22 protein-coding genes are annotated in these 21848 nt (G+C 72.3%); 8 read left to right on the top strand and 14 right to left on the bottom strand.

Annotation, left to right across the window (positions count from 1 at the left end; all coding sequences use genetic code 11):
* Positions 1–60: 60 nt before the first annotated feature.
* Both AQJ54_RS11480 and AQJ54_RS11475 read right to left on the bottom strand, forming a co-directional pair.
* Positions 61–2037, bottom strand: a complete 1977-nt coding sequence (locus AQJ54_RS11480; RefSeq protein ID WP_062236543.1) for an FUSC family protein — start codon at positions 2035–2037, stop codon at positions 61–63.
* A 213-nt stretch (positions 2038–2250) separates the two neighbouring features.
* Positions 2251–3015 (bottom strand): nucleotidyltransferase domain-containing protein, encoded by a 765-nt coding sequence (locus tag AQJ54_RS11475; protein WP_062236540.1) that lies wholly within the window; start codon positions 3013–3015, stop codon positions 2251–2253.
* 125 nt (positions 3016–3140) lie between these two features.
* Between AQJ54_RS11475 and AQJ54_RS46365 the strand changes: the two genes are divergently transcribed.
* From AQJ54_RS46365 to AQJ54_RS11460, 3 genes are read left to right on the top strand one after another with little or no spacing between them, the layout of a single operon-like run.
* Positions 3141–3605, top strand: a complete 465-nt coding sequence (locus tag AQJ54_RS46365) for a hypothetical protein (protein ID WP_062236537.1) — start codon at positions 3141–3143, stop codon at positions 3603–3605.
* Positions 3602–4021, top strand: coding sequence for a RidA family protein (locus AQJ54_RS11465; protein ID WP_062236534.1), 420 nt, complete (start codon positions 3602–3604; stop codon positions 4019–4021). The genes AQJ54_RS46365 and AQJ54_RS11465 overlap by 4 nt, the downstream gene beginning before the upstream one ends.
* Positions 4018–4467 (top strand): GNAT family N-acetyltransferase, encoded by a 450-nt coding sequence (locus AQJ54_RS11460; protein WP_062024566.1) that lies wholly within the window; start codon positions 4018–4020, stop codon positions 4465–4467. The genes AQJ54_RS11465 and AQJ54_RS11460 overlap by 4 nt, the downstream gene beginning before the upstream one ends.
* A 111-nt stretch (positions 4468–4578) precedes the next feature.
* Here the strand turns inward: AQJ54_RS11460 and AQJ54_RS11455 are convergent, their stop codons facing one another.
* A complete protein-coding gene (locus tag AQJ54_RS11455) occupies positions 4579–5301 on the bottom strand; it encodes an aspartate/glutamate racemase family protein (protein ID WP_062236531.1) in 723 nt (240 codons plus the stop codon).
* Between the two features lie 5 nt (positions 5302–5306).
* Positions 5307–6776: an NCS1 family nucleobase:cation symporter-1 gene (locus AQJ54_RS11450; RefSeq protein WP_062236528.1), complete on the bottom strand. Its 1470-nt coding sequence runs from the start codon at positions 6774–6776 to the stop codon at positions 5307–5309.
* Between the two features lie 193 nt (positions 6777–6969).
* Between AQJ54_RS11450 and AQJ54_RS11445 the strand changes: the two genes are divergently transcribed.
* Positions 6970–7638, top strand: a complete 669-nt coding sequence (locus AQJ54_RS11445) for a GntR family transcriptional regulator (protein WP_062024572.1) — start codon at positions 6970–6972, stop codon at positions 7636–7638.
* An 89-nt stretch (positions 7639–7727) separates the two neighbouring features.
* Here the strand turns inward: AQJ54_RS11445 and AQJ54_RS11440 are convergent, their stop codons facing one another.
* Complete coding sequence (locus AQJ54_RS11440; protein WP_062237123.1) at positions 7728–8426, bottom strand: uracil-DNA glycosylase; 699 nt, start codon at positions 8424–8426, stop codon at positions 7728–7730.
* A 65-nt stretch (positions 8427–8491) separates the two neighbouring features.
* Here AQJ54_RS11440 and AQJ54_RS11435 point away from each other — a divergent pair, with 65 nt between their 5' ends.
* Positions 8492–9268 (top strand): RNA-binding S4 domain-containing protein, encoded by a 777-nt coding sequence (locus AQJ54_RS11435; protein ID WP_062236526.1) that lies wholly within the window; start codon positions 8492–8494, stop codon positions 9266–9268.
* A 93-nt stretch (positions 9269–9361) separates the two neighbouring features.
* Here AQJ54_RS11435 and AQJ54_RS11430 read toward each other — a convergent pair whose 3' ends face one another.
* Positions 9362–9841: a DoxX family protein gene (locus AQJ54_RS11430; protein ID WP_062236523.1), complete on the bottom strand. Its 480-nt coding sequence runs from the start codon at positions 9839–9841 to the stop codon at positions 9362–9364.
* 102 nt (positions 9842–9943) lie between these two features.
* On the bottom strand, positions 9944–10843 hold the full coding sequence (locus AQJ54_RS11425; protein ID WP_062236520.1) for an acyltransferase domain-containing protein: 900 nt from the start codon (positions 10841–10843) through the stop codon (positions 9944–9946).
* Between the two features lie 67 nt (positions 10844–10910).
* On the opposite strand from AQJ54_RS11425, the gene AQJ54_RS11420 reads away from it, so the two are divergent.
* Positions 10911–11186, top strand: coding sequence for a DUF6343 family protein (locus AQJ54_RS11420; protein ID WP_062024579.1), 276 nt, complete (start codon positions 10911–10913; stop codon positions 11184–11186).
* A gap of 26 nt (positions 11187–11212) precedes the next feature.
* Here AQJ54_RS11420 and AQJ54_RS11415 read toward each other — a convergent pair whose 3' ends face one another.
* From AQJ54_RS11415 to rpsA, 4 genes are all read right to left on the bottom strand, one after another.
* On the bottom strand, positions 11213–11593 hold the full coding sequence (locus AQJ54_RS11415) for a tetratricopeptide repeat protein (RefSeq protein ID WP_020137550.1): 381 nt from the start codon (positions 11591–11593) through the stop codon (positions 11213–11215).
* A gap of 50 nt (positions 11594–11643) precedes the next feature.
* Positions 11644–12261 carry a dephospho-CoA kinase gene (gene coaE, locus AQJ54_RS11410; protein ID WP_062236516.1) on the bottom strand — a complete coding sequence of 206 codons (618 nt, stop codon included), beginning with the start codon at positions 12259–12261 and terminating at the stop codon, positions 11644–11646.
* A 31-nt stretch (positions 12262–12292) separates the two neighbouring features.
* A complete protein-coding gene (locus AQJ54_RS11405) occupies positions 12293–13231 on the bottom strand; it encodes a PAC2 family protein (RefSeq protein WP_062236513.1) in 939 nt (312 codons plus the stop codon).
* Between the two features lie 214 nt (positions 13232–13445).
* Positions 13446–14942 carry a 30S ribosomal protein S1 gene (gene rpsA, locus AQJ54_RS11400; RefSeq protein ID WP_062024585.1) on the bottom strand — a complete coding sequence of 499 codons (1497 nt, stop codon included), beginning with the start codon at positions 14940–14942 and terminating at the stop codon, positions 13446–13448.
* Positions 14943–15256: 314 nt separating this feature from the next.
* Between rpsA and AQJ54_RS11395 the strand changes: the two genes are divergently transcribed.
* Both AQJ54_RS11395 and hrpB read left to right on the top strand, forming a co-directional pair.
* Positions 15257–16159: a class I SAM-dependent methyltransferase gene (locus AQJ54_RS11395; RefSeq protein ID WP_174857077.1), complete on the top strand. Its 903-nt coding sequence runs from the start codon at positions 15257–15259 to the stop codon at positions 16157–16159.
* A gap of 42 nt (positions 16160–16201) precedes the next feature.
* Complete coding sequence (hrpB, locus tag AQJ54_RS11390; RefSeq protein ID WP_062236509.1) at positions 16202–18727, top strand: ATP-dependent helicase HrpB; 2526 nt, start codon at positions 16202–16204, stop codon at positions 18725–18727.
* On the opposite strand, the gene pgfA is transcribed toward hrpB, so the two are convergent.
* The 3 genes from pgfA to AQJ54_RS11380 all read right to left on the bottom strand — a co-directional run bounded on the left by pgfA (position 18717) and on the right by AQJ54_RS11380 (position 21762).
* Positions 18717–19700 carry a cell envelope lipid trafficking protein PgfA gene (gene pgfA, locus AQJ54_RS11385; RefSeq protein WP_062236507.1) on the bottom strand — a complete coding sequence of 328 codons (984 nt, stop codon included), beginning with the start codon at positions 19698–19700 and terminating at the stop codon, positions 18717–18719. The genes hrpB and pgfA overlap by 11 nt on opposite strands.
* Positions 19701–19721: 21 nt before the next feature.
* Entirely contained in the window at positions 19722–19856 is a 135-nt protein-coding gene (locus AQJ54_RS44930) for an SPW_0924 family protein (RefSeq protein WP_107121043.1), read from the bottom strand.
* 148 nt (positions 19857–20004) lie between these two features.
* Complete coding sequence (locus AQJ54_RS11380; protein ID WP_062236504.1) at positions 20005–21762, bottom strand: lytic transglycosylase domain-containing protein; 1758 nt, start codon at positions 21760–21762, stop codon at positions 20005–20007.
* Between the last annotated feature and the right edge of the window lie 86 nt (positions 21763–21848).

Raw genomic sequence — 21848 nt, 5'->3', positions numbered from 1 at the left:
GCGGTGCGGTCGCGACCAAGCACCGTGAGGTGCGTGAACTCCTGCACCCCCACTGAACTCCTATCCGGCGAGCGGCAGTTCGGAGCGCCGCAGCCCCACCAGCCCGTGCCCCTCGTCAAGTCGCCCGAGTTCGTCGAGGAGGCCGGTGATCCGGTCCAGGTCGCCGGCGGTGAGCCGTCCGGAGTCGTCGAGGTGGACGGCGCACGCGGTGGTCGTGTCGACGAGCCGTTCGAGCACGGCGGCGATCTCCTCGGCACCCTCCGAGTGCCTTGCGAGCGCGGGGAGTTCGGCGGCGGCGAGCGCGATGGCGGTACGGGCCTCGGCGAGCGCGCGATAGGCCTCACGGCGGAGGGTCCAGCGCAGGGGTCGGGTGTCATCGGCGGCGGTACCCTCGACACGGGCGTCCCGTACGGCGGGCAGGGCGCTACGCGACACGGGCCGCCCGTCGGTCGGCCGTACCACTCGGGTGTCACCATGCCTCCGCACGACGGCCCCCTCGGCCTCCCGCAGGACGTGCGCGAGGTACGCCTCGGCCGCTCCGCCCGCCGCCGCCAGCCGGGCCCGCACTCCCCCGCCGCGCTGCCCCGGCATCGGCAGGTGCCCCACGATCAGCACGATCGCGCAGGCGAGCAGGGTCTCGGTGATCCGGCCGGCGGAGGCCTGCGGTTCGCCGCCGACCATCACGAGCGCCAGGACGAGCACCGTGACGACGGCGGTCTGCGCGGCGAAGTGCCGGGTGGCCACCGGGATGAGCGCCCCGCTGACGGCGACGAGCGCGACGAGCCCCTCGGGCCGCGGCAGCACGAGCGCGAACCCGGCGAAGACCAGCGCCCCGAGGACGGTTCCGGCGGCCCGGCACAGCACCCGGGAGGCCAGCGGTCCGAGGTCCGGCTTGACGAGGAAGACGGTGGTGGCGGGCAGCCAGTACCAGTGCGCGTGCTCCCCGTACCAGCGGGAGTGGTGCAGGGCCTGGGCGACGGCGACGCTCGCCCCGAAGCAGAGGGCGACCCGCAGCCCGTACTCCCGCCCGCCGGCCCCGAGGACGGACCGCAGCACGCCCCGGGCGGTGCGCCTACGGGTGTGCAGATCGCCGCCGCGCCCCCGGTCGAAGGCCTCGGCGGCCCGCAGCAGCGCGTCGTCGAGCGCCCGCAGCGCGGGGGCCGACCGGGTGGGCGCGGGCAGCGGTCCGGTGTGCGTGTTCTCCCGTACGGCGACGGCGAGCCGGCGGGGTCCGGCGCAGGCCCGCTCCGGCACCGCCTCCCCGGCCCAGGCGAGCGCGGTGGCGGCCTCGGCGAGGGGCAGCGCGGCGGCGTACTGCGCGTGCAGCCGCCGCTCGGCGGAGGAGCTGGCGTACCGCCGCAGCCGGGGACCGGTGAGGGCGTCCTGGGCGTGGTCGAGGGCGGCGGTGAGGGCGACGCGCCGGTCACCGGCCCGCTCGGTGCCGACGGCGTCGAGGAGTTCGGCGACGGCGTCGTAGACGGCGGCCACGGCCTCCCGTTCCCCGTCGAACCGGAAGTCCCCGGCCAGCGCGCCCGGAGTGGGCAGCACGAGCCGCAGCCCGAGCAGCCAGCAGGCCCCGCCGAGGTAGACGAGAGCCCGCAGCCACCCTTCCTCGGGCAACGGCATGCCCGCCCCGATCGCCGACGTGACGAGCAGTTGGGTCCCGGCCCCGGAGGCGACGGGCCCGACGGCGCTGACACCGCCGGCGACCAGTCCGACGAGGGTGAGCAGAGCGGTGAGGGCGACGGCCCCCATGTGGTCCCCCGCATAGGTGCCGAGGGCCATCCCGGCCGCACCGGCGAGGGCCGGCATCCCGATCCGCTTCACGGACGCCCGCCGGCTCCCGGGCCGGTCGTTGATCCCGGCCAGCATGGCGGCGATGGCGGCGACGACACCGAGCGAGGTGCGGTCGGCGAGCACCCCGGCGCACAGCAGGGGCCCCGCGGACAGGGCCCCCCGCACCACGGCGCTCCACGGGATCGGCCCCCGCTGGGCGCGGAGAGCGTGGGCGAGCCAGGGCGGTGGGGCGAGTGACACGGGGCTCCTGTCGTCTGGGCGAGGCGGGGGTGTGCCTTCGGGCGACGGTGGCCGGGCGCTGAGCGGTGTCCTCCACGGTAAAGCGCGTTCTTGGAGGCTACGGGACCCTTGTGTTACCCGTGTGTGACGATGCATGCACAAGCCACGTTCTTTATGAACGCAACGCGGTTTCGCGAGCCGGCAGCAGCTCTACGGCCGCAGCCCTACGACCGCTCAGCCCACCCGGTCGAACAGCGCCCGTGCCTCCGTGACCGCGCGGACGGCCGACCCGGGTGCCGTCGACAGCGACTCGACGATCCGGTCCGTCTCCCGCAATCCGGCCCGCTCCAGCAGCCGCTTCTCGTTCGTCACCCACTCCCCCCGGGCCGCCAGCACGGAGTGCCCCATCTGGGCGGCGGCCGTGGCGAGGGCCCCCGCGGTCTCGGCGAGGCGGCCCGCCGGGGCGTGGTTGGCCTCGGCGTAGGCGAGGGTGAGGTGGGCGGTGTCGCGCCAGCGGGCGGCGGCCGAGGCGCGGAGCTTCGCCGGATAGGCCGCCGGGCGCGGGAGGTCTCCCCGCAGGACCTGGTTGACGGCGAGTTCGGCCACGACGAGATAGGTGGGGATCCCCGCGAGATGGAACAGCAGCGGCTCCACCCGGAAGCGGCCCTCCTGCGCCTGCGCCAACTCCCCTTCCACCACGTCGAGATCGCGGTAGTGGACGTCGACCCGACGCCCGTCGACCGTCAGCCAGGCACCCCCGTTGAACACCCCGCCACCCCACCCGCCGACCTCGGACACCTCGCCCTGCCAGCCGACCGCGCGCAGGTCGGCGGGGTCGAAGTCGCCGCGGTAGTAGATCGCGAGGTCCCAGTCGCTGTCCGGCCGCGCGGTGCCCTGGGCCCGCGAGCCCCCGAGGGCCACGGCCCGGACCGTGGGGAGGGCGGCCAGGCGGTCGGCGGTGGCGGCGAGGAAATCGGCGTCGGAGAGGGAGGTCGGCACGGTCGCAGCGTACGAAGGCGGAGGGCGCCTTTCCACGGGGTTTCCGAGGCCTCGGGGGCCGTTGTCAGTGGTGCGCGTTATCAATGAAGTCGTCACTCAGTGTCACGACGACGGGGGAATCAGCGATGACGACGGACGAGCGGGACCAGGACAAGCGGGGCCAGGAACTGCGGGACCAGGAACTGCGGGACCAGGAGCCGCGGGCGCGGCGCACGCATCTGTCCGCCGCGGGTCTGCGGGCCCGGGGCTGGACGGCGGGGATGATCCGCCGGCTGCTGGGCGAGCCCGATCTGCGGCGGGCCAACCCGTACTTCCGTACGGCCCCGCCGACCCGCCTCTACAGCGTCGAGCGGGTCGAGGCGGTGGAGCGGAGCGAGGAGTTCAGGGCTGTTGCGGCGGTGGCCGTGCGGCGGTCCGGCGCGGTGCGCGAGGCGGCGCTGCGAAGGCGGCGGGCGGTACGGGAAGCGGCGCTGCCCAGGCTGCGGGCGGTGGACCGGTTCCGGTCGGGCCCGGAAATTCAGGTGCGGTCCCCTCCTCCCGCCCCCGATGATCGAAAGGTTGCCCGCCGTTCGTCACAGGAGCCCCCGTGATCCAGCGCGTCACCGCCCCGGCCCTCTTCCCGCCGCCCACGTACTCGCACGCCTCCGTCGTCGAGGCCGGCACGAAGCTCGCGTTTCTCGCCGGGTCCGTTCCGCTGGACGGCCAGGGGAATCTCGTCGGCGAGGGGGATCCCGCGCGGCAGGCCGAGCAGGTCATCGCGAATCTGCGGGAGCAACTGCGTTCCGTCGGCAGCGACTTGGAGCATGTGCTGGCCACCGACGTGTACGTGGTGAGCAGCGAGCCCGCGGTGCTGTCCACCGTGTGGGAGGTCGTCGAGGCGTCCGGGCTGAGCAGCGGTCCGCACTCGTCGACGCTGATCGGGGTCGCCTGCCTCGGGTACACCGGCCAGCTGGTGGAGATCACGGCCACGGCGGTCGTCCCGGACCCGGAGGAGGGGACGCGGTGAGCGGGGTCGTCATCCGCCGGGCCACCGCCGCCGACGCCTCGGCCACGGCCGACGTCTATCTGCGCTCCTTCGCCGCCGCGTTGCCGACGGTCGTCCGGCCCCGGTCAGACGACGAGGTGCGCGCGTACATACGGGACGTGGTGGTTCCCGCGCGTGAGACGTGGGTGGCCGACGCGGAGGGGCGGGTCGTGGGACTCATGGTCCTCGCCGAGGGCCTGCTGTCCCAGCTGTATCTCGACCCGGACTGGCGGGGACGCGGCATCGGCGACCGGTTCGTCGCGCTCGCCAAGGAGCGGTCCCCGCAGGGCCTGAGCCTGTGGACCTTCCAGGTCAACAAGCCCGCCCACCGTTTCTACGAACGCCACGGCTTCGTCGAGGCCGAGCGCACCGACGGCAGCGGCAACGAGGAACGGGAGCCGGACGTGCGGTACGTCTGGCGGCCCTGACGGTCACCCCCCGAGCAGGGTCGCCCCCTAGCAGGGCCACCCCCTAGCAGGCCCCCCGAGCAGGGCCACCCCCGAGCGGGGTCACCCCGGCACAGTCACCCCACAGCAGGATCACCCCGCGGCCGGCGGTCCCCACACGCGCCGCTTCGGCACCGGTCGTGCGTACCCTCCCGCCCGGCTGGTGCTGAGCCCGAGGCCCACCAGCGACTCCGCCAGCTTCACCGCCGCCCCCACCCCGTCGACGACGGGCAGACCGAGCTTCTCCCCCACCGCCCGCTGCAACCCGGTCATCCCGGCGCACCCCAGCACCAGAACCTCCGCGCCCGCCTCCCGTACCCGCTCGGCGGCCGCGAGGAAGGCGGCCTCGGTGCGTTCCGCGTCCCGCAGGTCGAGCACCCCGAGGCCGGTCCCGACGACGGCGGCGCAGTTGCGGCCCACCCCCGCCAGCTCCAGGCTGTCCTCGATCTGCCCGCAGGAGCGCTCCAGCGTGGTCACCACGCCGTAGCGGCGGCCGAGCAGACAGGCCAGATGGGCGGCGGCCTCGGTGATGTCGATGACCGGCACGTCCACCAACTCCCGGACGCCCTCACGTCCGTGCTCACCGAACCCGGCCATGACGACGGCGTCGTAGGAAGGACCCTCGTAGGTGCGCAGCAGGTCGATGACCGCGGCCGCGGAGAGATAGCTGTCGAGCCAGCCCTCCGCGGACTCGGGTCCCCACCGCGGGGTGAGCCCGAGCACGGTGGTGCCCGGGCCTGCGGCGGCCCGGGCACCTCGTACGATCTCCTCGGTCATCTCCTGCGTGGTGTTGCAGTTGGTGACGACGATCCGCACGTCTCTCAGACCTCCACGGCCTCGGGGACCGCAGGAGCGGCTCGCTCGGTGCGGCACAGCAGTGCGTACAGGCCGGCCGCGAGGGCCGTACCGATGAACCAGGAGTACGGGGCCACGTCGCTGAAGGTCTTCACCAGAGCGAGGACTCCGGCGACGGCGGCCGCGGGCAGGAACGCCCACAGGGCCTTGGGGTTGACGCCCTTGCGGTAGTAGTAGCGGGAGCCGGGCTCGGCCTTGAACAGCTCGTCGACGTCGACGCGGCCCTTCTTGACCCAGTAGTAGTCCAGCATGATCACGCCGAACAGCGGGCCGAGGAAGGCGCCGAGGCCGCCGAGGAAGTAGTTGACGACGGTGGGGTTGGAGAAGAGGTTCCACGGGGTCACGACGAGGGCGGCGACCGTGCTGATCATGCCGCCGACCTTGAAGGTGATCTTCTGCGGCCAGACGTTGGCGAGGTCGTACGCCGGTGAGACGAAGTTGGCGACGATGTTGACGCCCATGGTGGCGACGGCGAAGGTGAGCGCGCCCAGCACCATCACCCAGGTGTTGCCGACCTTGGCGACCAGTTCGGCCGGGTCGGTGATGGCCTGGCCCCAGACCTCCAGCGAACCCGCGGTGACGATCACGGAGACGACCACGAAGGCCGTGGAGTTGATGGGCAGGCCCCAGAAGTTGCCGCGGCGGACGGTCTTGTAGTCCGGAGCGAAGCGGGAGAAGTCGCAGAAGTTGAGCATCAGGGTGCCGTAGGTGGCGAGGATCAGGCCGATCGCGCCGAACCACTGCCGCCACTGCTCGCCGACCGACACCGGGTGCGGGGTGGTGGTGAGCGAGATGCTCCAGCCGGCCTTGGCCAGGACCCAGATCGCGAGGGCGATCATGACCAGCCAGATCGCCGGGCCGCAGAAGTCCTGGAACTTGCGGACCGACTCCATGCCCTGGCTGATGATGAGCGCCTGGATGAGCCAGAGGGAGACGAAGGAGACCCAGCCGAGCGCGTCGAGGCCGAGGAAGGAGCTGTGGGTCCAGGACTCCAGTCCCGGCCAGGCGGCCAGCAGCATCACGTTGACCGCGACGGAGGCCAGGTAGGTCTGGATGCCGTACCACATGATGGCGATCACGGCCCGGATCAGGGCCGGGATGTTGGCGCCCCAGACGCCGAAGCTGATGCGGCTGACCACGGGGAACGGCACGCCGTGGCGCTGGCCGATCCTGCCCATCCAGTTCATGCCGACGTAGATGAGCACGAAGCCGACGAGCAGGGACGTGAAGACCTGCCAGACGTTCATGCCGAGGACCAGCAGACCGGCGGCGAAGGTGTAGTTGCCCAGGTTGTGGACGTCGGACATCCACATGGCGAAGAGGTCGAAGACCTTCCAGTTGCGCTTGCCCGCGGGCGCGAGGTCTTCGTTGGTGAGCCGGGGATCGGGGACGAACGCTGGTGCACCGGTGGCTTCGGCGCTGTCGGCGAGGGACACGGGGCCTCCAAGGACGGGGGACAGGAGGATGGCGGCCGCCTGGCATCCAGTTTTGGTATACCAAACTGCCGACATGGTCCCTCCGTCAAGAGTTCCGACCGATGTCGCGTTCGTTAAGGCTCCGTAAAACAGGCGGCCCCCTAACACGGCTCCGGCGGTCAACGACGGCACCGGCGTCGGAGAAGATGGCTCCATGAGCTCCACGACGAACACCGAGCCCCTCGGCGCCGTCCGCGAACGTGTCCTGGCCACCCTGCGGCAGGAGATCATCGCGGGCGGACTGCGCCCGGGCGACCGACTGGTGGAGCGGGAGCTCGCCGACCGCTTCGGGGTCTCCCGGGTGCCGGTCCGCGAGGCGATCCGCGCCCTGGTCGCCGAGGGCTTCGTCCACTTCGAGACCCCGCGCCGGACGGTCGTACGGCGACTGACCCCGAACGACGTCAGGGAACTCTTCGAACTGCGCGAGGCACTGGAGGTCTGTGCCGCCGGTCTGGCCGCGGCCCGGGCGACCCCCGAGGACCTCGCCGAGGTCGAGCGGCTCCTGGACCTCGCCGCGACCGCGACCGCGGCGGGGGACGCCGAGACCATCACCGACATCAACAGCCGGCTGCACGACAGCATCGTGGCCATGGCCCGCAACAGCCTGCTGGTGGAGGCGCTGGAACCGGTCGCCGGGCGACTGCGCTGGATGACCCGCAGGAACGAGGAGTGGCCCCAACTCCTCGTCGAACACCGCGAGTTGTACGAGGCCATCGCCTCGGGCGACCCCGACCGGGCCCGCGCGCACGCCCTCGCGCACGTCCGCACCAACTACGAGTCGACGGTACGGCAGTTGTTCGGGGAGTCCGCAGGGACGGACTGAGCCGGACGCCGCCCGCTGTTCAAGGGGTACGGCTTCACGGGCTCCAGGAGTACGGCTCCGCGGGCTTCAGGAGTACGGCCCCACGGTCTTCAAGGAGTACGGCTCCGCAGTCCCGCCGCCTCGGCCGCCGTGCCCAGCACATCCCTCAGCATCTCGGGTGTGAGCTTGCCGGTGAAGGTGTTGCGCTGGCTGACGTGGAAGCAGCAGAAGAGTTCGAGGCCGTCGAGCGGGACGCGTGCCCCGTGTCCGAAGACGGGCCTAGGCCGGGGCACGCTCCAGCCGGCCGCCGTGAACGCGGGCAGCGCCGCCTGCCAGCCGAAGGCCCCGAGCACGACGACGGACCGCAGCGTCGGCCGCAACAGGTTCAGCTCCTGGACCAGCCAGGGCCGGCAGGTGTCGCGCTCCCCGGGGGTCGGCTTGTTGGCGGGCGGGGCGCAGTGCACCGGCGAGGTGATCCGCACGCCGTACAGCTCCAGACCGTCGTCGGCGGTCACCGCCGTCGGCTGCGAGGCCAGCCCGATGTCGTACAGCGCGCGGTACAGCACGTCCCCGGAGCGGTCACCGGTGAACATCCGCCCGGTGCGGTTCCCGCCGTGCGCGGCCGGAGCGAGCCCGACGATCAGCATCCGCGCGTCCGCGGGCCCGAACCCGGGCACCGGCCGCCCCCAGTACGTCCAGTCGGCGAAGGCGGCCCGCTTGGTCCGGGCCACGTCCTCCCGCCACTCGACCAGCCGGGGACAGGCCCGGCAGTCCGCGATCCGGCGGTCGAGCTCGGCAAGGGCGTCCACCACTCCACCGTACGGGCAGGAAAAGCCCGCCGGGGTTCCCGGTCCCGGGTACTAAGGTCGGAGCCATGGCTGTGGAACGTACGGACGACGACGAGACCGGGGAGACCGGGGCCATGGCTCCGAAGGCCGTGACCCCCGAGGCCGAGGCCTCAGAGGCACCGGACCCGAAGGTCGCCGCCGCCGTCGCCGCCGCGGAGGCGGCCGGGCCCCAGCACGGCGAGACCGTGCGCACCGACAGCTGGATCTGGTCCGTACGGCTGGTCAAGACCCGTTCCGCGGGAGCCACCGCCTGCCGGGGCGGGCATGTGCATGTGAACGGTGAGCGGGTGAAGCCCGCCCACTCGCTGCGCGTCGGCGACGAGGTGCGGGTCCGGCAGGAGGGCCGGGAACGGATCGTGGTGGTCAAGCGGCTCATCCGCAAGCGGGTCGGCGCCCCCGTGGCCGTCCAGTGCTACGTCGACAACTCTCCCCCGCCGCCGCCCCGCGAGGCTTTCGCCCCGGCCGGTCTGCGGGACCGCGGCGCGGGCCGCCCCACCAAGCGCGACCGCCGGGAACTGGAACGGCTGCGTGGCCTCGCGGAGGGCGACCGCCGCGGCCGCTTCGCCGGACCGGGCGGCCGGAGGGGAGCCGACGCCCTTGCCGGCGCCGACGCCCCTGCTGGCGCCGACGATCCGGGCGGCTCCGGCGATCCAGGCGGCTTCGGCGATCCAGGCGGCTTCGACGACCGCCGCGGGACGGGCCGGGCCGGAAGGCCTGACCGAGCCGACAGGCCCGACCGGTCGGCCAGGGCACGTCGTTCGGGAAAGGGCGGTGGCTCGAACAGGTCAGGGCGCCCGGACTGACCCGGACGCCCTGCCCCCCCGGAGCGGCCGGCCCGGCCGCATGACCGGTCGGTCCGCGGCGACCACAGCGACCGCGGCGAGGCCTGCCGCTGCTCACGCCGCCCTTCGCCGCAGGAGCCGCAGCAGCCCCAGCAGCTCCGCGGTGTGCCGGCGGCGGGCCCAGGCGATCAGGGCGAGCGGGATCATCAGGATGAGCGGGGTCGCCGCGTTCTCCCCGTCGAAGTAGGTGAGCTGGACGACGAACGCGCCGACCATCAGCCCGCTCAGCGCCACGGCCGCCACCGACTGGAGGACCGGGATCAACAGGGCGATCCCACCGGCCAGTTCGAGCGCGCCGATGGTGTACATGGCCGCGCTCCCCCAGCCCATCCGGTCGAAGCTCTCGACGGCCGCGGGGAGCGCGATCAGCTTGGGCAGCGCGCTCGCGACGACGTAGAAGAGGGCGAGCACGACCTGGAGGACGCGCAGGGCGATCCGGGCCCGGCGGCCGCGGGCGGTCGGGGACTCGGCGATGACACAGGGGCCTTCGACGGAGGAAGCGGCGGCGGTGACGGGGGCGGTGGTCTCGGACATCGGGGTCTCCTGGGAGAAGCGGGGAAGCGGTCCGTGGTGCTGTCGCAGCGGTAGACCGGCACCCGCACGGAAACTCATCGCCCCTCCACAGCCGGCTTTCCGCTACAGCGGAAACCAGCCGTGCCCGATGTACCAGTGCCCTCCGGACCGCAGATGATCACCGATCGCCCGCTCCAGGACCGTCCGCCGGGGCAGGCTCTCCACCGCGAGCTCCGGGTCCCCGAAGACGAACTGCACCGGCTCGGTGTCCTCCGGTTCCGCGTCCTCGGGGGCCAGCCGGAACCGTTCCTGGAACCGGACGATGTTGGAGTCGGTAGGCAGGTACCGCTTCAACTGCGGGTCCAGCAGCCAGGAATGGCACAGCGCGGCCCGGTGCGGCTCGTCCGGGAAGTGGCGGCCGAAGAACTCCCCGGCGAGCGCGAGCGAACGGTCGCAGGACCGGGGTGACAGGGGACCGAGGAACTCCGGGATGTGCAGGCTCAGACAGGGCGTTCCGGCGGGGACGTCCAGCCCGGCCTCCCCGAGCGTCCGCCGGTTCCACGGGCCGTACTCGGTGCGCTCGAACTGGAGCCGCCCCAGCTGGTACAGCTCGCCGCGGAAGTGCCGGGTCAGCCAGCGCGGCGACTGCACACCCGGCCTGCCGTACCGCCTGCGGTGCACGGCCATGTTGCGCCCGAGGTCGGCGAGGGTGCGCCGGGAGACGTCGGCCGGGATGCCGCGCGAGCGGTGGTAGGCGCGCGTGTGGGGCAGCGCGGCGACGAACACGTAGACGGGGAAGCAGCGTTGGAGGGCACCGGCCGGCCAGTCCAGGTCGGGCAGGGTGACCGGTTCGCCGAGCTTGCCCATGTCCCGGACGAGTTCGTCGACGGAGTGTTCCAGGAACCGCCGCAGCTCCGGGTCGTCCACGACCCGTCGGCCGATCCGCACGAGTTCGCCCACGTCCTCATGGGCCACGGCGAGTTCCACCAGCACCTCGGCCAGTTCGTCGGCATCCGGAAGCACGCGGTGACCTCCTGCTCGGCCCTTTGCTCTACGTCCGTTCCGAAGAGTACGTTGCAAAGGAGGAGCGATGATCCCGATGCGTACGGGCAGTGAGCCGACGACAGCACGCAGTGCGCTGCGGGCGAGGTTCTGGCTGACCGTGTGGGGGCTGGTCTGGACGATCGCCGGCACGGTCGCGTTCGCGCTGGCGGGACGTCCCGGGTGGGCCGTCGCCTGCGGTGCCCTGTGGCTGGTGATCACGGTCGATCTCACCCTGATCCTGCGGCACATCCGCCAGGGCCCGCACTACCAGCCGGGCCCCGACATCCCGCCGTACCGGCCGCCGGAGAACCGGCCCAGGTAGGCCGGGTCCTCGGGGGCGCGGGTGCCTCAGGACTCGAAGCGTGCCGCCTTCAGGAACTCCGGGTTCGGGTCGAGGGCGGCGGCCAGCCGGAAGTGCCGCCTGGCCTGGTCCGGCCGCCCCTGTCGCTCGTAGGTGCGCGCGAGCGCGAAGTGGGCGAAGGCGTTGTCCGGCTCACGCTCCAGGACGATGGTGAACTCCAGTTCGGCGGGGCGCAGTTGCGCGGCGGCGAAGAAGGCGCGCGCACGCAGCAGCCGGGCCGCTGTGTTCTCCGGGTGGGCGGCGATGACGGAGTCGAGCAGCTTCACCGCGCCTCGCGGGTCCCGCGCGGAGAGCAACTGCTCCGCGGCGCGGAAGTCGATGACATGCGTCTCCGGAGTACGTCCGGTCGAACCGCTGGTCTCGGGCACGGCACAGTCCTTCCCTCACTGGAAGGGTTCAACGCCCGGACAGGGCCACGCTATTCCTGGGACCCCTGTGACACGCGCGCCCGTCGTACGAGATCGCCCCATACGTCCTGGACGCGTTGCCGCAGGTCGTCCAGGGGGACGTCGTTGTCGATGACGATGTCCGCGATCTCCAGGCGCTTCTCGCGCGTCGCCTGGGCGGCCATACGCGCGCGTGCGTCCTGCTCGGTCATGCCGCGCAGCCTGACGAGCCGGTCGAGCTGGGTCCTGGGGCTCGCGTCGACGACGACCACGAGGTCGTAGAGCGGGGCGAGGGAGTTCTCCGCGAGGAGGGGCACGTCATGGACGACGACGGCGTCCTCGGCGGCGGCCGATTCCAGCTCACGGGACCGGGTACCGACGAGGGGGTGCACGATCGAGTTCAGTACGGCGAGCCGGTCCGGGTCGGCGAAGACGATGGAGCCCAGCTTCGGCCGGTCGAGACCGCCGTCCTCGGCGAGCACCTCCTCGCCGAAGGCCGCCACGACAGCCGCGAGGCCGGGGGTGCCCGGCGCCACGACCTCGCGTGCGATGCGGTCCGCGTCGATCAGGACGGCGCCGTGCTCCACGAGCAGCCTCGACACCTCGCTCTTGCCGGCGCCGATACCGCCGGTCAGGCCCACCTTCAGCATGGCCGGAAGCCTAGACGCTCGCCGCCGCGGGTCAGCTGTCGCCTTCCCGTTCCGCCAGGAAGCGCTCGAACTCCAGCCCGATCTCGTCGGCAGAGGGGATGTCGACCGGTTCGGCGAGCATGTTGCCCCTGGTCTCCGCGCCGGCCGCCGCGTCGTACTGGTGCTCGAGCCCGTTGACCAGGGCCACGAGCTCCTCGTCGCCCTCCTGGATCTGGCGGTCGATCTCGGTCTGGGTGCGGTGGGCGTCGGTGCGCAGGGCGTGGGCGATGCCGGGCAGGACCATGCCGGTGGCGGCCGTGATGGCCTCCAGGACGGTCAGGGCGGCGTCCGGGTACGGCGAGCGCGCGATGTAGTGCGGCACGTGCGCGGCGACGCCCAGGACGTCGTGGCCGGCCTCCATGAGCCGGTACTCGACGAGGGCCTCGGCGCTGCCGGGCACCTGCGCCTCCTCGAAGGGGCTGCGGTGGCCGGGGACGAGGTCGTGCCGGTTGCCGTGCGGGGTGAGGCCGACGGGCCGGGTGTGCGGGACGCCCATGGGGATGCCGTGGAAGTTCACGGACAGCCGCACGCCGAGCCGCTCCACGATCTGCTGGACAGCGGCGGCGAAACGCTCCCACTCGACGTCCGGCTCCGGGCCGGACAGCAGCAGGAAGGGCGCCCCGGTGGCGTCCTGGACGAGCCGCACGTCGATCGTGGGCTCCTCGTAGGCCGTCCAGCGGTCCCGCTTGAAGGTGAGCAGCGGGCGGCGGGCGCGGTAGTCCACGAGCCGGTCGTGGTCGAACCGGGCCACCACCTGGTTCGGCAGCGTGTCGAGCAGCCGGTCGACGATCTGGTCGCCGGTCTCACCAGCGTCGATGTATCCGTCGAAGTGGTAGAGCATGACCAGGCCGGCCGACTCCTGGGCGAGCGCCATGTCGACGACGGCCAGGCCCTTGGGCTCCCATGCGTACAAACCCTGCGGATCAAGCACAGTGACCGCTCCTCCTCGTGTTCACACACATCAACACGCCCTGGAACAGCGGCATTCCCACTGGGGCCCCCAAAAACGCGCCCCGTCAGGGGCGCGGGGAACGGCGCGAGAAGCCCCACCTGCCGTAAGCCGAGAGCAAACCGAAAACACTGAAGGACCGCACCTCGAAAGGTACGGCCCTTCAGTTACCGGCTAAGCCTCAGCGAGCCAGCGTTCAGCTCTGGCCACCCGCGAGCTTCTCGCGAAGCGCAGCGAGCGCCTCGTCGGAAGCCAGCGCACCGGAGGTGTCCGCACCCTCGGAGGAGTACGAGCCACCACCCGCGACCGGAGCCGCACCCGCGGCGTCGCCACCCTCGGCAGCGGCAGCGGCGTCGGCCTCGCGGCTCTTGATGACCTGCTGCTGGTGCTGCTCGAAGCGGGACTGCGCCTCGGCGTACTGGTTCTCCCACACCTCGCGCTGAGCCTCGAAGCCCTCGAGCCAGTCGTTGGTCTCGGGGTCGAAGCCCTCGGGGTAGATGTAGTTGCCCTGGTCGTCGTAGGACGCGGCCATGCCGTACAGGGTCGGGTCGAACTCGACCGAGGCCGGGTCGGCACCGAAGGACTCGTTGGCCTGCTTCAGCGAGAGGCTGATGCGACGGCGCTCGAGGTCGATGTCGATGACCTTGACGAAGATCTCGTCGTTGACCTGGACGACCTGCTCCGGGATCTCCACGTGGCGCTCGGCCAGCTCGGAGATGTGGACCAGACCCTCGATGCCCTCGTCCACGCGGACGAACGCACCGAACGGAACCAGCTTCGTGACCTTGCCGGGCACGACCTGACCGATCTGGTGCGTGCGGGCGAACTGCTGCCACGGGTCTTCCTGGGTCGCCTTCAGCGACAGGGAGACACGCTCGCGGTCCATGTCGACGTCGAGGACCTCGACGGTGACCTCCTGGCCGACCTCGACAACCTCGGAGGGGTGGTCGATGTGCTTCCAGGACAGCTCGGAGACGTGGACCAGACCGTCGACGCCACCCAGGTCCACGAAGGCACCGAAGTTGACGATCGAGGAGACCACGCCGGAGCGGACCTGACCCTTCTGGAGGGTCGTGAGGAACGTCTGGCGGACCTCGGACTGGGTCTGCTCCAGCCAGGCACGGCGGGACAGGACCACGTTGTTGCGGTTCTTGTCCAGCTCGATGATCTTGGCCTCGAGCTCCTTGCCCACGTAGGGCTGGAGGTCGCGGACGCGGCGCATCTCGACCAGGGAGGCCGGGAGGAAGCCACGGAGGCCGATGTCGAGGATGAGACCACCCTTGACGACCTCGATGACGGTACCGGTGACGATGCCGTCCTCTTCCTTGATCTTCTCGATGGTGCCCCAGGCGCGCTCGTACTGGGCGCGCTTCTTCGAGAGGATCAGGCGGCCTTCCTTGTCCTCCTTCTGGAGAACAAGGGCTTCGATCTCGTCACCGACGGCGACGACCTCGTTGGGGTCGACGTCGTGCTTGATCGAGAGCTCGCGGCTCGGGATGACACCTTCGGTCTTGTAACCGATGTCGAGGAGAACCTCGTCCCGGTCAACCTTGACGATGACGCCGTCGACGATGTCGCCATCGTTGAAGTACTTGATCGTCTCGTCGATAGCGGCGAGGAAGGCTTCCTCGTTACCGATGTCGTTGACCGCAACCTGCGGGGTGGTGGCGGTGGTCTCGGTGCTGCTCGTCATGTGGGAAAGGGCTCCGGTACGGACATTGAAGTCGTAGGTACTGCTACGCCGGGAGCCCGTGTCGCTCTGAAGAAGCCGGACAGCCAAGGAAGCGCCCCACCGGAATCCGGTGATGGCGCCTCGACAACCGAGGGGACATACGACAGATGCGAGCGCAGCCTGCTACGTCTGAGGTGCGCAGGCCCGCAGCGCAACTTGTAGCATACGGGGGCAGCCGGACAGGGTCAATGCGCGAAGGCGCACACCCGGGGCGGATCGCCGCATACCCGGCACAAAACCTGTCTCACGAGGCCACGCGCGCGTGACGGCGCCCCATTCATGACGGCCGCCGCCGACGGGTTGGACGGAAGAGTACGACGAGGGAGCCGATCATCCAAGGGCCCGCATCACATCAGCAGGACACCGCGCCGGACTCCGGAGCGGACACCGAACCCGAGGCCACCCGCCGCGACGCCGACGTCACCGAGAGCGCCCGCGCCAACCGCGGCTGGTGGGACCGCAACGCGGACGAGTACCAGGTGGAGCACGGCACCTTCCTCGGCGACGACCGGTTCGTCTGGGGTCCGGAGGGACTCGACGAGGTGGAGGCCGAGCTGCTGGGCCCGCCCGAGGACCTCAAGGGGAAGGACGTCCTGGAGATCGGCGCGGGCGCGGCCCAGTGCGCGCGGTGGCTGGCCGCGCAGGGCGCCCGCCCGGTCGCCCTGGACATCTCCCACCGCCAGCTCCAGCACGCCCTGCGCATCGGTGCGGCCTTCCCCCTGGTCTGCGCCGACGCGGGCGCCCTGCCCTTCGCGGACGGCTCCTTCGACCTGGCGTGCTCGGCGTACGGCGCGCTGCCGTTCGTCGCCGACCCGGTGCTGGTCCTGAAGGAGGTGCGCCGGGTCCTGCGTCCGGGCGGCCGCTTCGTCTTCTCGGTGACCCACCCGATCCGCTGGGCCTTCCCGGACGAGCCGGGACCCGAGGGCCTGTCGGTCTCGGCCTCCTACTTCGACCGCACGCCCTACGTCGAGCAGGACGAGAACGGCGACGCGGTCTACGTCGAGCACCACCGCACCATCGGCGACCGGGTCCGTGACGTGGTCGCCGGCGGCTTCCGCCTGGTCGACCTGGTGGAGCCGGAGTGGCCGGCCTGGAACACGTCGGAGTGGGGCGGCTGGTCCCCGCTGCGCGGCAACCTGATCCCCGGCTCGGCGATCTTCGTGTGCGAACGGGACTGACGCACTGCCAGGGCGCCGGGGCGGTCGTACGACACTAGGGGCGTGATCCGTTACGACGCCCTGGACGCCCTTCCCGTACGCGGTGCCCTGCCCGCGCTGGGCGACGCCCTGGAGGGACACGGCACGGCGGTCCTGGTGGCGCTGCCGGGCACCGGCAAGACGACCCTCGTCCCGCTGGCGCTGGCCGGCCTGCTGGACGCCGGCGCGCCCGCCCGGAGGGTCGTGGTGGCCGAACCCCGCCGCATCGCGGCCCGCGCGGCCGCCCGGCGGATGGCGTGGCTGCTGGGCGAGCAGGTCGGCGCGAGCGTGGGTTTCACGGTGCGCGGCGAGCGGGCGGTCGGACGGCACACGCGCGTGGAGGTCGTCACCACGGGTGTGCTGCTCCAGCGGCTCCAGCGCGACCAGGAGCTGGCGGGCGTCGACGTGGTGGTCCTGGACGAGTGCCACGAACGGCACCTGGACGCGGACACCGCGGCGGCCTTCCTGTGGGACGTACGGCAGACCCTGCGCCCGGAGCTGCGGCTGCTGGCCGCGTCCGCGACGACCGACGCGCAGGGCTGGGCCGGGCTGCTGGGCGACGCGCCCGTGGTCGAGGCGGCGGGCGTCGCGCATCCGGTGGAGGTCGTGTGGGCGCCCCCGGCCCGTCCGGTACGGCCGCCGCACGGCATGCGGGTCGATCCCGCGCTGCTCACCCACGTGGCGTCGGTGGTGCGACGGGCCCTGTCCGAGCGGGACGGGGACGTGCTGTGCTTCCTCCCGGGCGTGGGCGAGATCGCGCGCGTGGCCGGGCAGTTGGGCGGCCTCGGTGACGTGGAGGTGCTCCAGGTGCACGGCCGGGCGCCGGCCGCCGTGCAGGACGCGGTGCTGACGGGCGGGGAGCGGCGCCGGGTGGTCCTCGCGACCTCGGTGGCCGAGTCCTCCCTGACCGTGCCCGGGGTGCGGGTGGTCGTGGACGCGGGGCTCGCGCGGGAGCCGCGGGTCGACCACGCGCGCGGGCTGAGCGCGCTGGCGACCGTGCGGGCCTCGCAGGCCGCCGGACGACAGCGGGCGGGCCGGGCCGGGCGGGAGGCGCCGGGTGCGGTGTACCGGTGCTGGACGGAGGCCGAGGACGCCCGGCTGCCGCGTTTCCCGGCTCCGGAGATCAAGGTGGCCGACCTGACGGCGTTCGCGCTCCAGGCGGCCTGCTGGGGCGATCACGACGCGTCCGGGCTCGCGCTGCTGGATCCGCCCCCGGTCGGGGCGATGACGGCCGCCAGGGCGGCCCTCGCGGCGGTGGACGCGGTGGACCCGTCCGGAAAGGCCACACGGCGGGGCGTCCGGCTGGCGCGGCTGGGGCTGCACCCACGGGTGGGGCGGGCGCTCCTGGACGCGGCGGCCTCGGTCGGGGACGAGCGTGCCGCCGAGGTCGTCGCGCTGCTGAGCGAGGAGGCGCCGCGGGAGTACGGGGACGACCTCGTGGGCGCGCTGCGCACCGCCCGCCGCGGCGGCGACGCCTACGCGGGGCGGTGGCGGGCGGAGGTGCGTCGGCTCCGGGCCGTCGCGACGGAGTCCACGGACGCGCCCGCCCCTGGTGGCCCCCGGCCGGTGGCCGCCGGCGAGGACGGCGTGGCCGGACTCGTGGCCGCCCTGGCTTTCCCCGAACGCGTGGCGAAGAAGGACGGCGGCTCCTACCTCATGGCCTCCGGCACCCGCGCCGAGCTCTCCGAGGCCTCTCCCCTGCGGGGCGCCCCCTGGATCGCCGTCGCCGTGGCGGACCGTCCCGTGGGCAAGGGGCACGCGCGCGTGCAGCTCGCCGCCGTGATCGACGAGGACACTGCCCGGTCGGCGGCCGCGTCCCTGCACTCCGAGCGCCAGGAGGTGCACTGGGCGGACGGGGACGTCGTGGCGCGGCGGGTGGAGCGGCTCGGGGCGATCGAGCTGGCGGTGCGGCCGCTGAGGAACGCCGACCCCGCCCTCGTACGCGAGGCGCTCCTCGAAGGGCTGCGCGAGGACGGTCTGCGACTGCTGCGGTGGACGCCCGACGCCGACGTCCTGCGGCAGCGGCTCGCGTTCCTGCACCACCACCTCGGCGACCCGTGGCCCGAGGTCACCGACGAGGCCCTCCACGCGCGCGTGGACGAGTGGCTGGAGCCCGAACTGAGCCGCGCCCGGCGACGGGCCGACCTGGCGCGCCTCGATGCCGGTGCGGCGCTCCGGCGGCTTCTGCCGTGGGCCTCCGGTGAGGCCGGGCGGCTCGACGAGCTGGCGCCGGAGCGGATCGCCGTACCGAGCGGGTCCAGGATCCGGATCGACTACGGGGACCCCGAACAGCCGGTCCTGGCGGTGAAGTTGCAGGAGATGTTCGGGCTCCAGTCCTCACCGGAGGTCGCCGGGGTGCCGCTCCTGGTCCATCTCCTCTCCCCCGCCGGGCGGCCCGCCGCCGTCACGGCCGACCTCGCCTCCTTCTGGAAGGACGGCTACAAGGGCGTGCGGGCGGAGTTGCGCGGCCGGTATCCGAAGCATCCGTGGCCGGAGGACCCGGCGGGCGCCGAGCCGACGCGGTACACGAACGCGCGGCTCAGGCGGTGACCGGTTCCGGTTCCGGGACCTTCGCCGGGTGCGGGCGGCGGCTGCGGGCCTCCAGCCACAGGGCGAGGAGCAGGAGGAGCACGCCCAGGGTCGCGAAGCCCCAGGGGAGGTAGGAGGTCATCAGGAGGACTAGCAGGCGGTTGGCCTTCACCAGGTCGACGGTGTGCTCGATGTAGTCCTCGCGCATCTTCACGTGCCCGGCGAAGGCGGTGACCTTCTCACGGCCGCCGAGGAGGGTGCCGCCGCGCAGTTCCTCCTTGTGGATCTCCTCGCCGTAGACGGGGGCGCCGGTGAGCGGTTCGACCCAGAACCTGCGGACCGTGGTGTACCAGCGGGTGGTGCCGGTCCTGGCGACGGTCTCGGGAGTGATGCCCTTGACCGGCATGGTCTTGGGGAAGGGGACCTGGATCCACGGGACGGTCTGCTCGAAGTAGTAGACGGGCACGCCGCGGAAGGTCCGGGTGCCCTCGTAGTGGATGGGGTTGGTGGTGCGGCTCTGCGCGTCGAAGTACTCGTAGTCCCGTTTCTCCGTCAGGAAGGGCCACTTGAACTCGATGCCGGTGCGCTTGACGGGGTCGCCGTCGACCATCTCGCCGGGGGCGTGGACCGGGGCCTGGCTGTGGGCGTCGAAGATGTAGCGCTCGGGGATCTCGGAGACCATCTTGCCGTCGGGGCCCTGGACGTAGGACAGCCCGTCCCAGACGACGACGTCCCTGCCCGCCGTCTTCTCGATCTTCTCGGAGGCCGCCACATCGCCCTTGAGGGTCTGCACGATGGTGACCTTCGAGACCTTCTTCGCGGTCATGGTGCCGTAGTCGAGGAGGGTGGCGTCCTTGGCCTCCAGGACCATGTCCTGGTACTGGTTCGCGGGGATCTTGGCCAGGCGCGGGAAGGCGTACCAGCGCAGCAGCGGGGACAGCGCCGCGAAGAACACGGCGAGGGCGAGCAGGACCAGGCTGGTCTTGCGGCGCATCTCGGCCTCCCGGGCGGACGGTTACGGGTGGGCGGGGACGGTCGTCAGCAGGGGCTTGGGAGAGGTCCGGCCCGTCTGCTGCCCCATCGCGGTGATCGCGAGGACCAGCGCGAACGCGAGGACGAGGCCGGTCGTGGCGGCGATCAGGGCGCGCATGTCCGCCTCCCCGCGGCAGGAACTGATACATCGTCAGGTCCGGCACCGTAGCAACGCCCGGGCGAGATGAGAACAGGTCGCACACGGACGGAGGGCGCCCTGTCCGCCGTAGCGGAAAGGACGCCCTCCGGGGTGGGTCGGGTGCCGGTTACGAGCTCGCGCTGGGGCTCGGGCTCGGCTCGGGGCTCGTGGAGGCGTCCGTGCCGGGCGCCGCCACGGTCAGGGTCACGTCGAGGGTGGCGCCGCCCGCGGTGGTGACGCGCAGCAGGAAGGTGCCGGTGGTGTCGTCGGAGTAGAGCTGCGGCAGCTTCAGCAGGCCGTCCGCGTCCGTCGTCAGACCCGTCAGGGTGCGGACGGTCTTGCCGTCGGCGTCCTTGAAGTAGGGGCCCTTGGCGTTCTCGGTGGCGTCGTCGGCCGACGTGATCAGGGTGGCGGTGACGGCGACCTTGTCGGCGACGGCCTTCTTGTAAGTGGCCTTCAGCTGGACCGCGTCGGCGAACTCACCGTTCGGGGCGCACGTCAGGGCGGTGGTCGTGGTGCGGACCAGGGTGTCGGCGACGCGCTGGGTGACGGTGGCCGTGTAGTCGGGGGCGGTGACCGTACGGCCGATGAGGGTCGTGCGGACCGTGAAGCTCCCGGTGGTCTCGCCCGCCTGGAGCGCCGGCGCGGTGGCCACGCCGGAGGAACCGGTGAGGGCGGTGGCGACCTTCTCGCCGCCCGCGAACGTGGCGTCGGTGTCGCCGACGATCGTGAAGCGGATCCGCACCTTGGGGACGCCCATGCCGGCGGCGTTCTCGGCCCTGGTGCTGATCTTGTCGCCGAACGCGTCGCCGGCCATGGCGGTGAGCTTCGGCGTGCCCGAGTCCTCCAGGTGGTCCACCGACTCGGTGGGCGTGACGGGAGGTGTCGACGGCGGCGTGCTGGGGCCGCCCGAGGAGGGCGGGGTGGTCGAGGGCGGAGCCGGAGGTGTGGGCTTCGGCTTCGTCGAGCCGTTGCCGGGCCGGCTCGGCGCGGTGGTGCCGGGGGCGGAGGTCGAGGGCGCCGAGGGGGTGGAGCCGCCGGTGCTGCCGTCGCTGCGGCTGCCCGGGACGGTGCCGGTGCCGTCGGGGATCTCGTGGGTGCCCTTGCGGTAGTACTCCAGCCACGACAGGACGGTGTTCAGGTAGTGCCGTGAGGGGTTGTAGCTGAGGATCGCGTCTTCCAGGCCGGCACCGGTCGCCAGGTCCCAGTTGTTGCGGCACAGGTAGTGGCCCGCGGCGAGGGCGGCGTCGTAGATGTTGTTCGGGTCCTTCACCCCGTCGCCGTTGCCGTCGCGGCCGGCCCACGCCCAGGTGGACGGGATGAACTGCATGGGCCCGACGGCCGAGTCGTAGGAGCTGTTGCCGTCGTAGACGCCGTGGTCGGTGTCCTTGATGAGCGCGAAGCCGTTGCCGTCGAGCTGCGGGCCGAGGATCTTGGAGGTCGTGGTGCCGTCGGCGTCGACGCGGCCGCCGCGCGCCTGGCCCGACTCGACCTGGCCGATGGCGGCGAGCAGCTGCCAGGGCAGGTTGCAGCCGGGCTTGGACGCCCGGAGTTCCGTCTCGGCCTTCTTGTAGGCGTCGAGGAGGGTCGCGGGTATGCCGGCCTCGCTCTCGACCGGGGAGACGGAGGGCGTGCTGCCGTCGGTCGGCGCGGGGCTCGGTGTGTTCAGCGGCGGCAGGTCCGTGTAGTACGGCGAGTTGCCGGTGGCGCCGTTCCCGGCGACCGGATCGGGAGAGACCTCGGCAGCACCGGCGGTGGTCGTTCTGCCGTTGTCGTCGGCCGTGACCCCGGGGGCCTGGGAGGCGGACAGTGCCGCGACCGCGAGTGCCGCCACGGCGGTGGTCGTCGCCCCTTTGGCCAGCCTCCTGCCGAATTGCGCCGCCATAAAGTGAACCCCTCCTGTGGACGCCGAACGCCCGTCTCCGTCTTTCGCTCTCGTCCCGTTCTGACGGTCGAACCACCCTGGAGGTT

Origin of the sequence: Streptomyces griseorubiginosus (genome assembly GCF_001514195.1) — a bacterium.
GTDB classification, from domain to species: Bacteria; Actinomycetota; Actinomycetes; order Streptomycetales; family Streptomycetaceae; genus Streptomyces; species Streptomyces griseorubiginosus.
The sequence above is the reverse complement of the archived record's forward strand: the minus strand, read 5'-3'. Positions and strand labels throughout refer to the sequence as shown.

Bases quoted from the DNA above. Each gene is read 5' to 3' on its own strand.
- AQJ54_RS46365 (WP_062236537.1), top strand. From the start codon at position 3,141: ATGACGACGGACGAGCGGGACCAGGACAAGCGGGGCCAGGAACTGCGG.
- AQJ54_RS11445 (WP_062024572.1), top strand. From the start codon at position 6,970: ATGAGCTCCACGACGAACACCGAGCCCCTCGGCGCCGTCCGCGAACGT.
- AQJ54_RS11435 (WP_062236526.1), top strand. From the start codon at position 8,492: ATGGCTGTGGAACGTACGGACGACGACGAGACCGGGGAGACCGGGGCC.
- AQJ54_RS11430 (WP_062236523.1), bottom strand. From the start codon at position 9,841: ATGTCCGAGACCACCGCCCCCGTCACCGCCGCCGCTTCCTCCGTCGAA.
- AQJ54_RS11420 (WP_062024579.1), top strand. From the start codon at position 10,911: ATGATCCCGATGCGTACGGGCAGTGAGCCGACGACAGCACGCAGTGCG.
- coaE (WP_062236516.1), bottom strand. From the start codon at position 12,261: ATGCTGAAGGTGGGCCTGACCGGCGGTATCGGCGCCGGCAAGAGCGAG.
- rpsA (WP_062024585.1), bottom strand. From the start codon at position 14,942: ATGACGAGCAGCACCGAGACCACCGCCACCACCCCGCAGGTTGCGGTC.
- pgfA (WP_062236507.1), bottom strand. From the start codon at position 19,700: ATGCGCCGCAAGACCAGCCTGGTCCTGCTCGCCCTCGCCGTGTTCTTC.
- AQJ54_RS44930 (WP_107121043.1), bottom strand. From the start codon at position 19,856: ATGCGCGCCCTGATCGCCGCCACGACCGGCCTCGTCCTCGCGTTCGCG.
- AQJ54_RS11380 (WP_062236504.1), bottom strand. From the start codon at position 21,762: ATGGCGGCGCAATTCGGCAGGAGGCTGGCCAAAGGGGCGACGACCACC.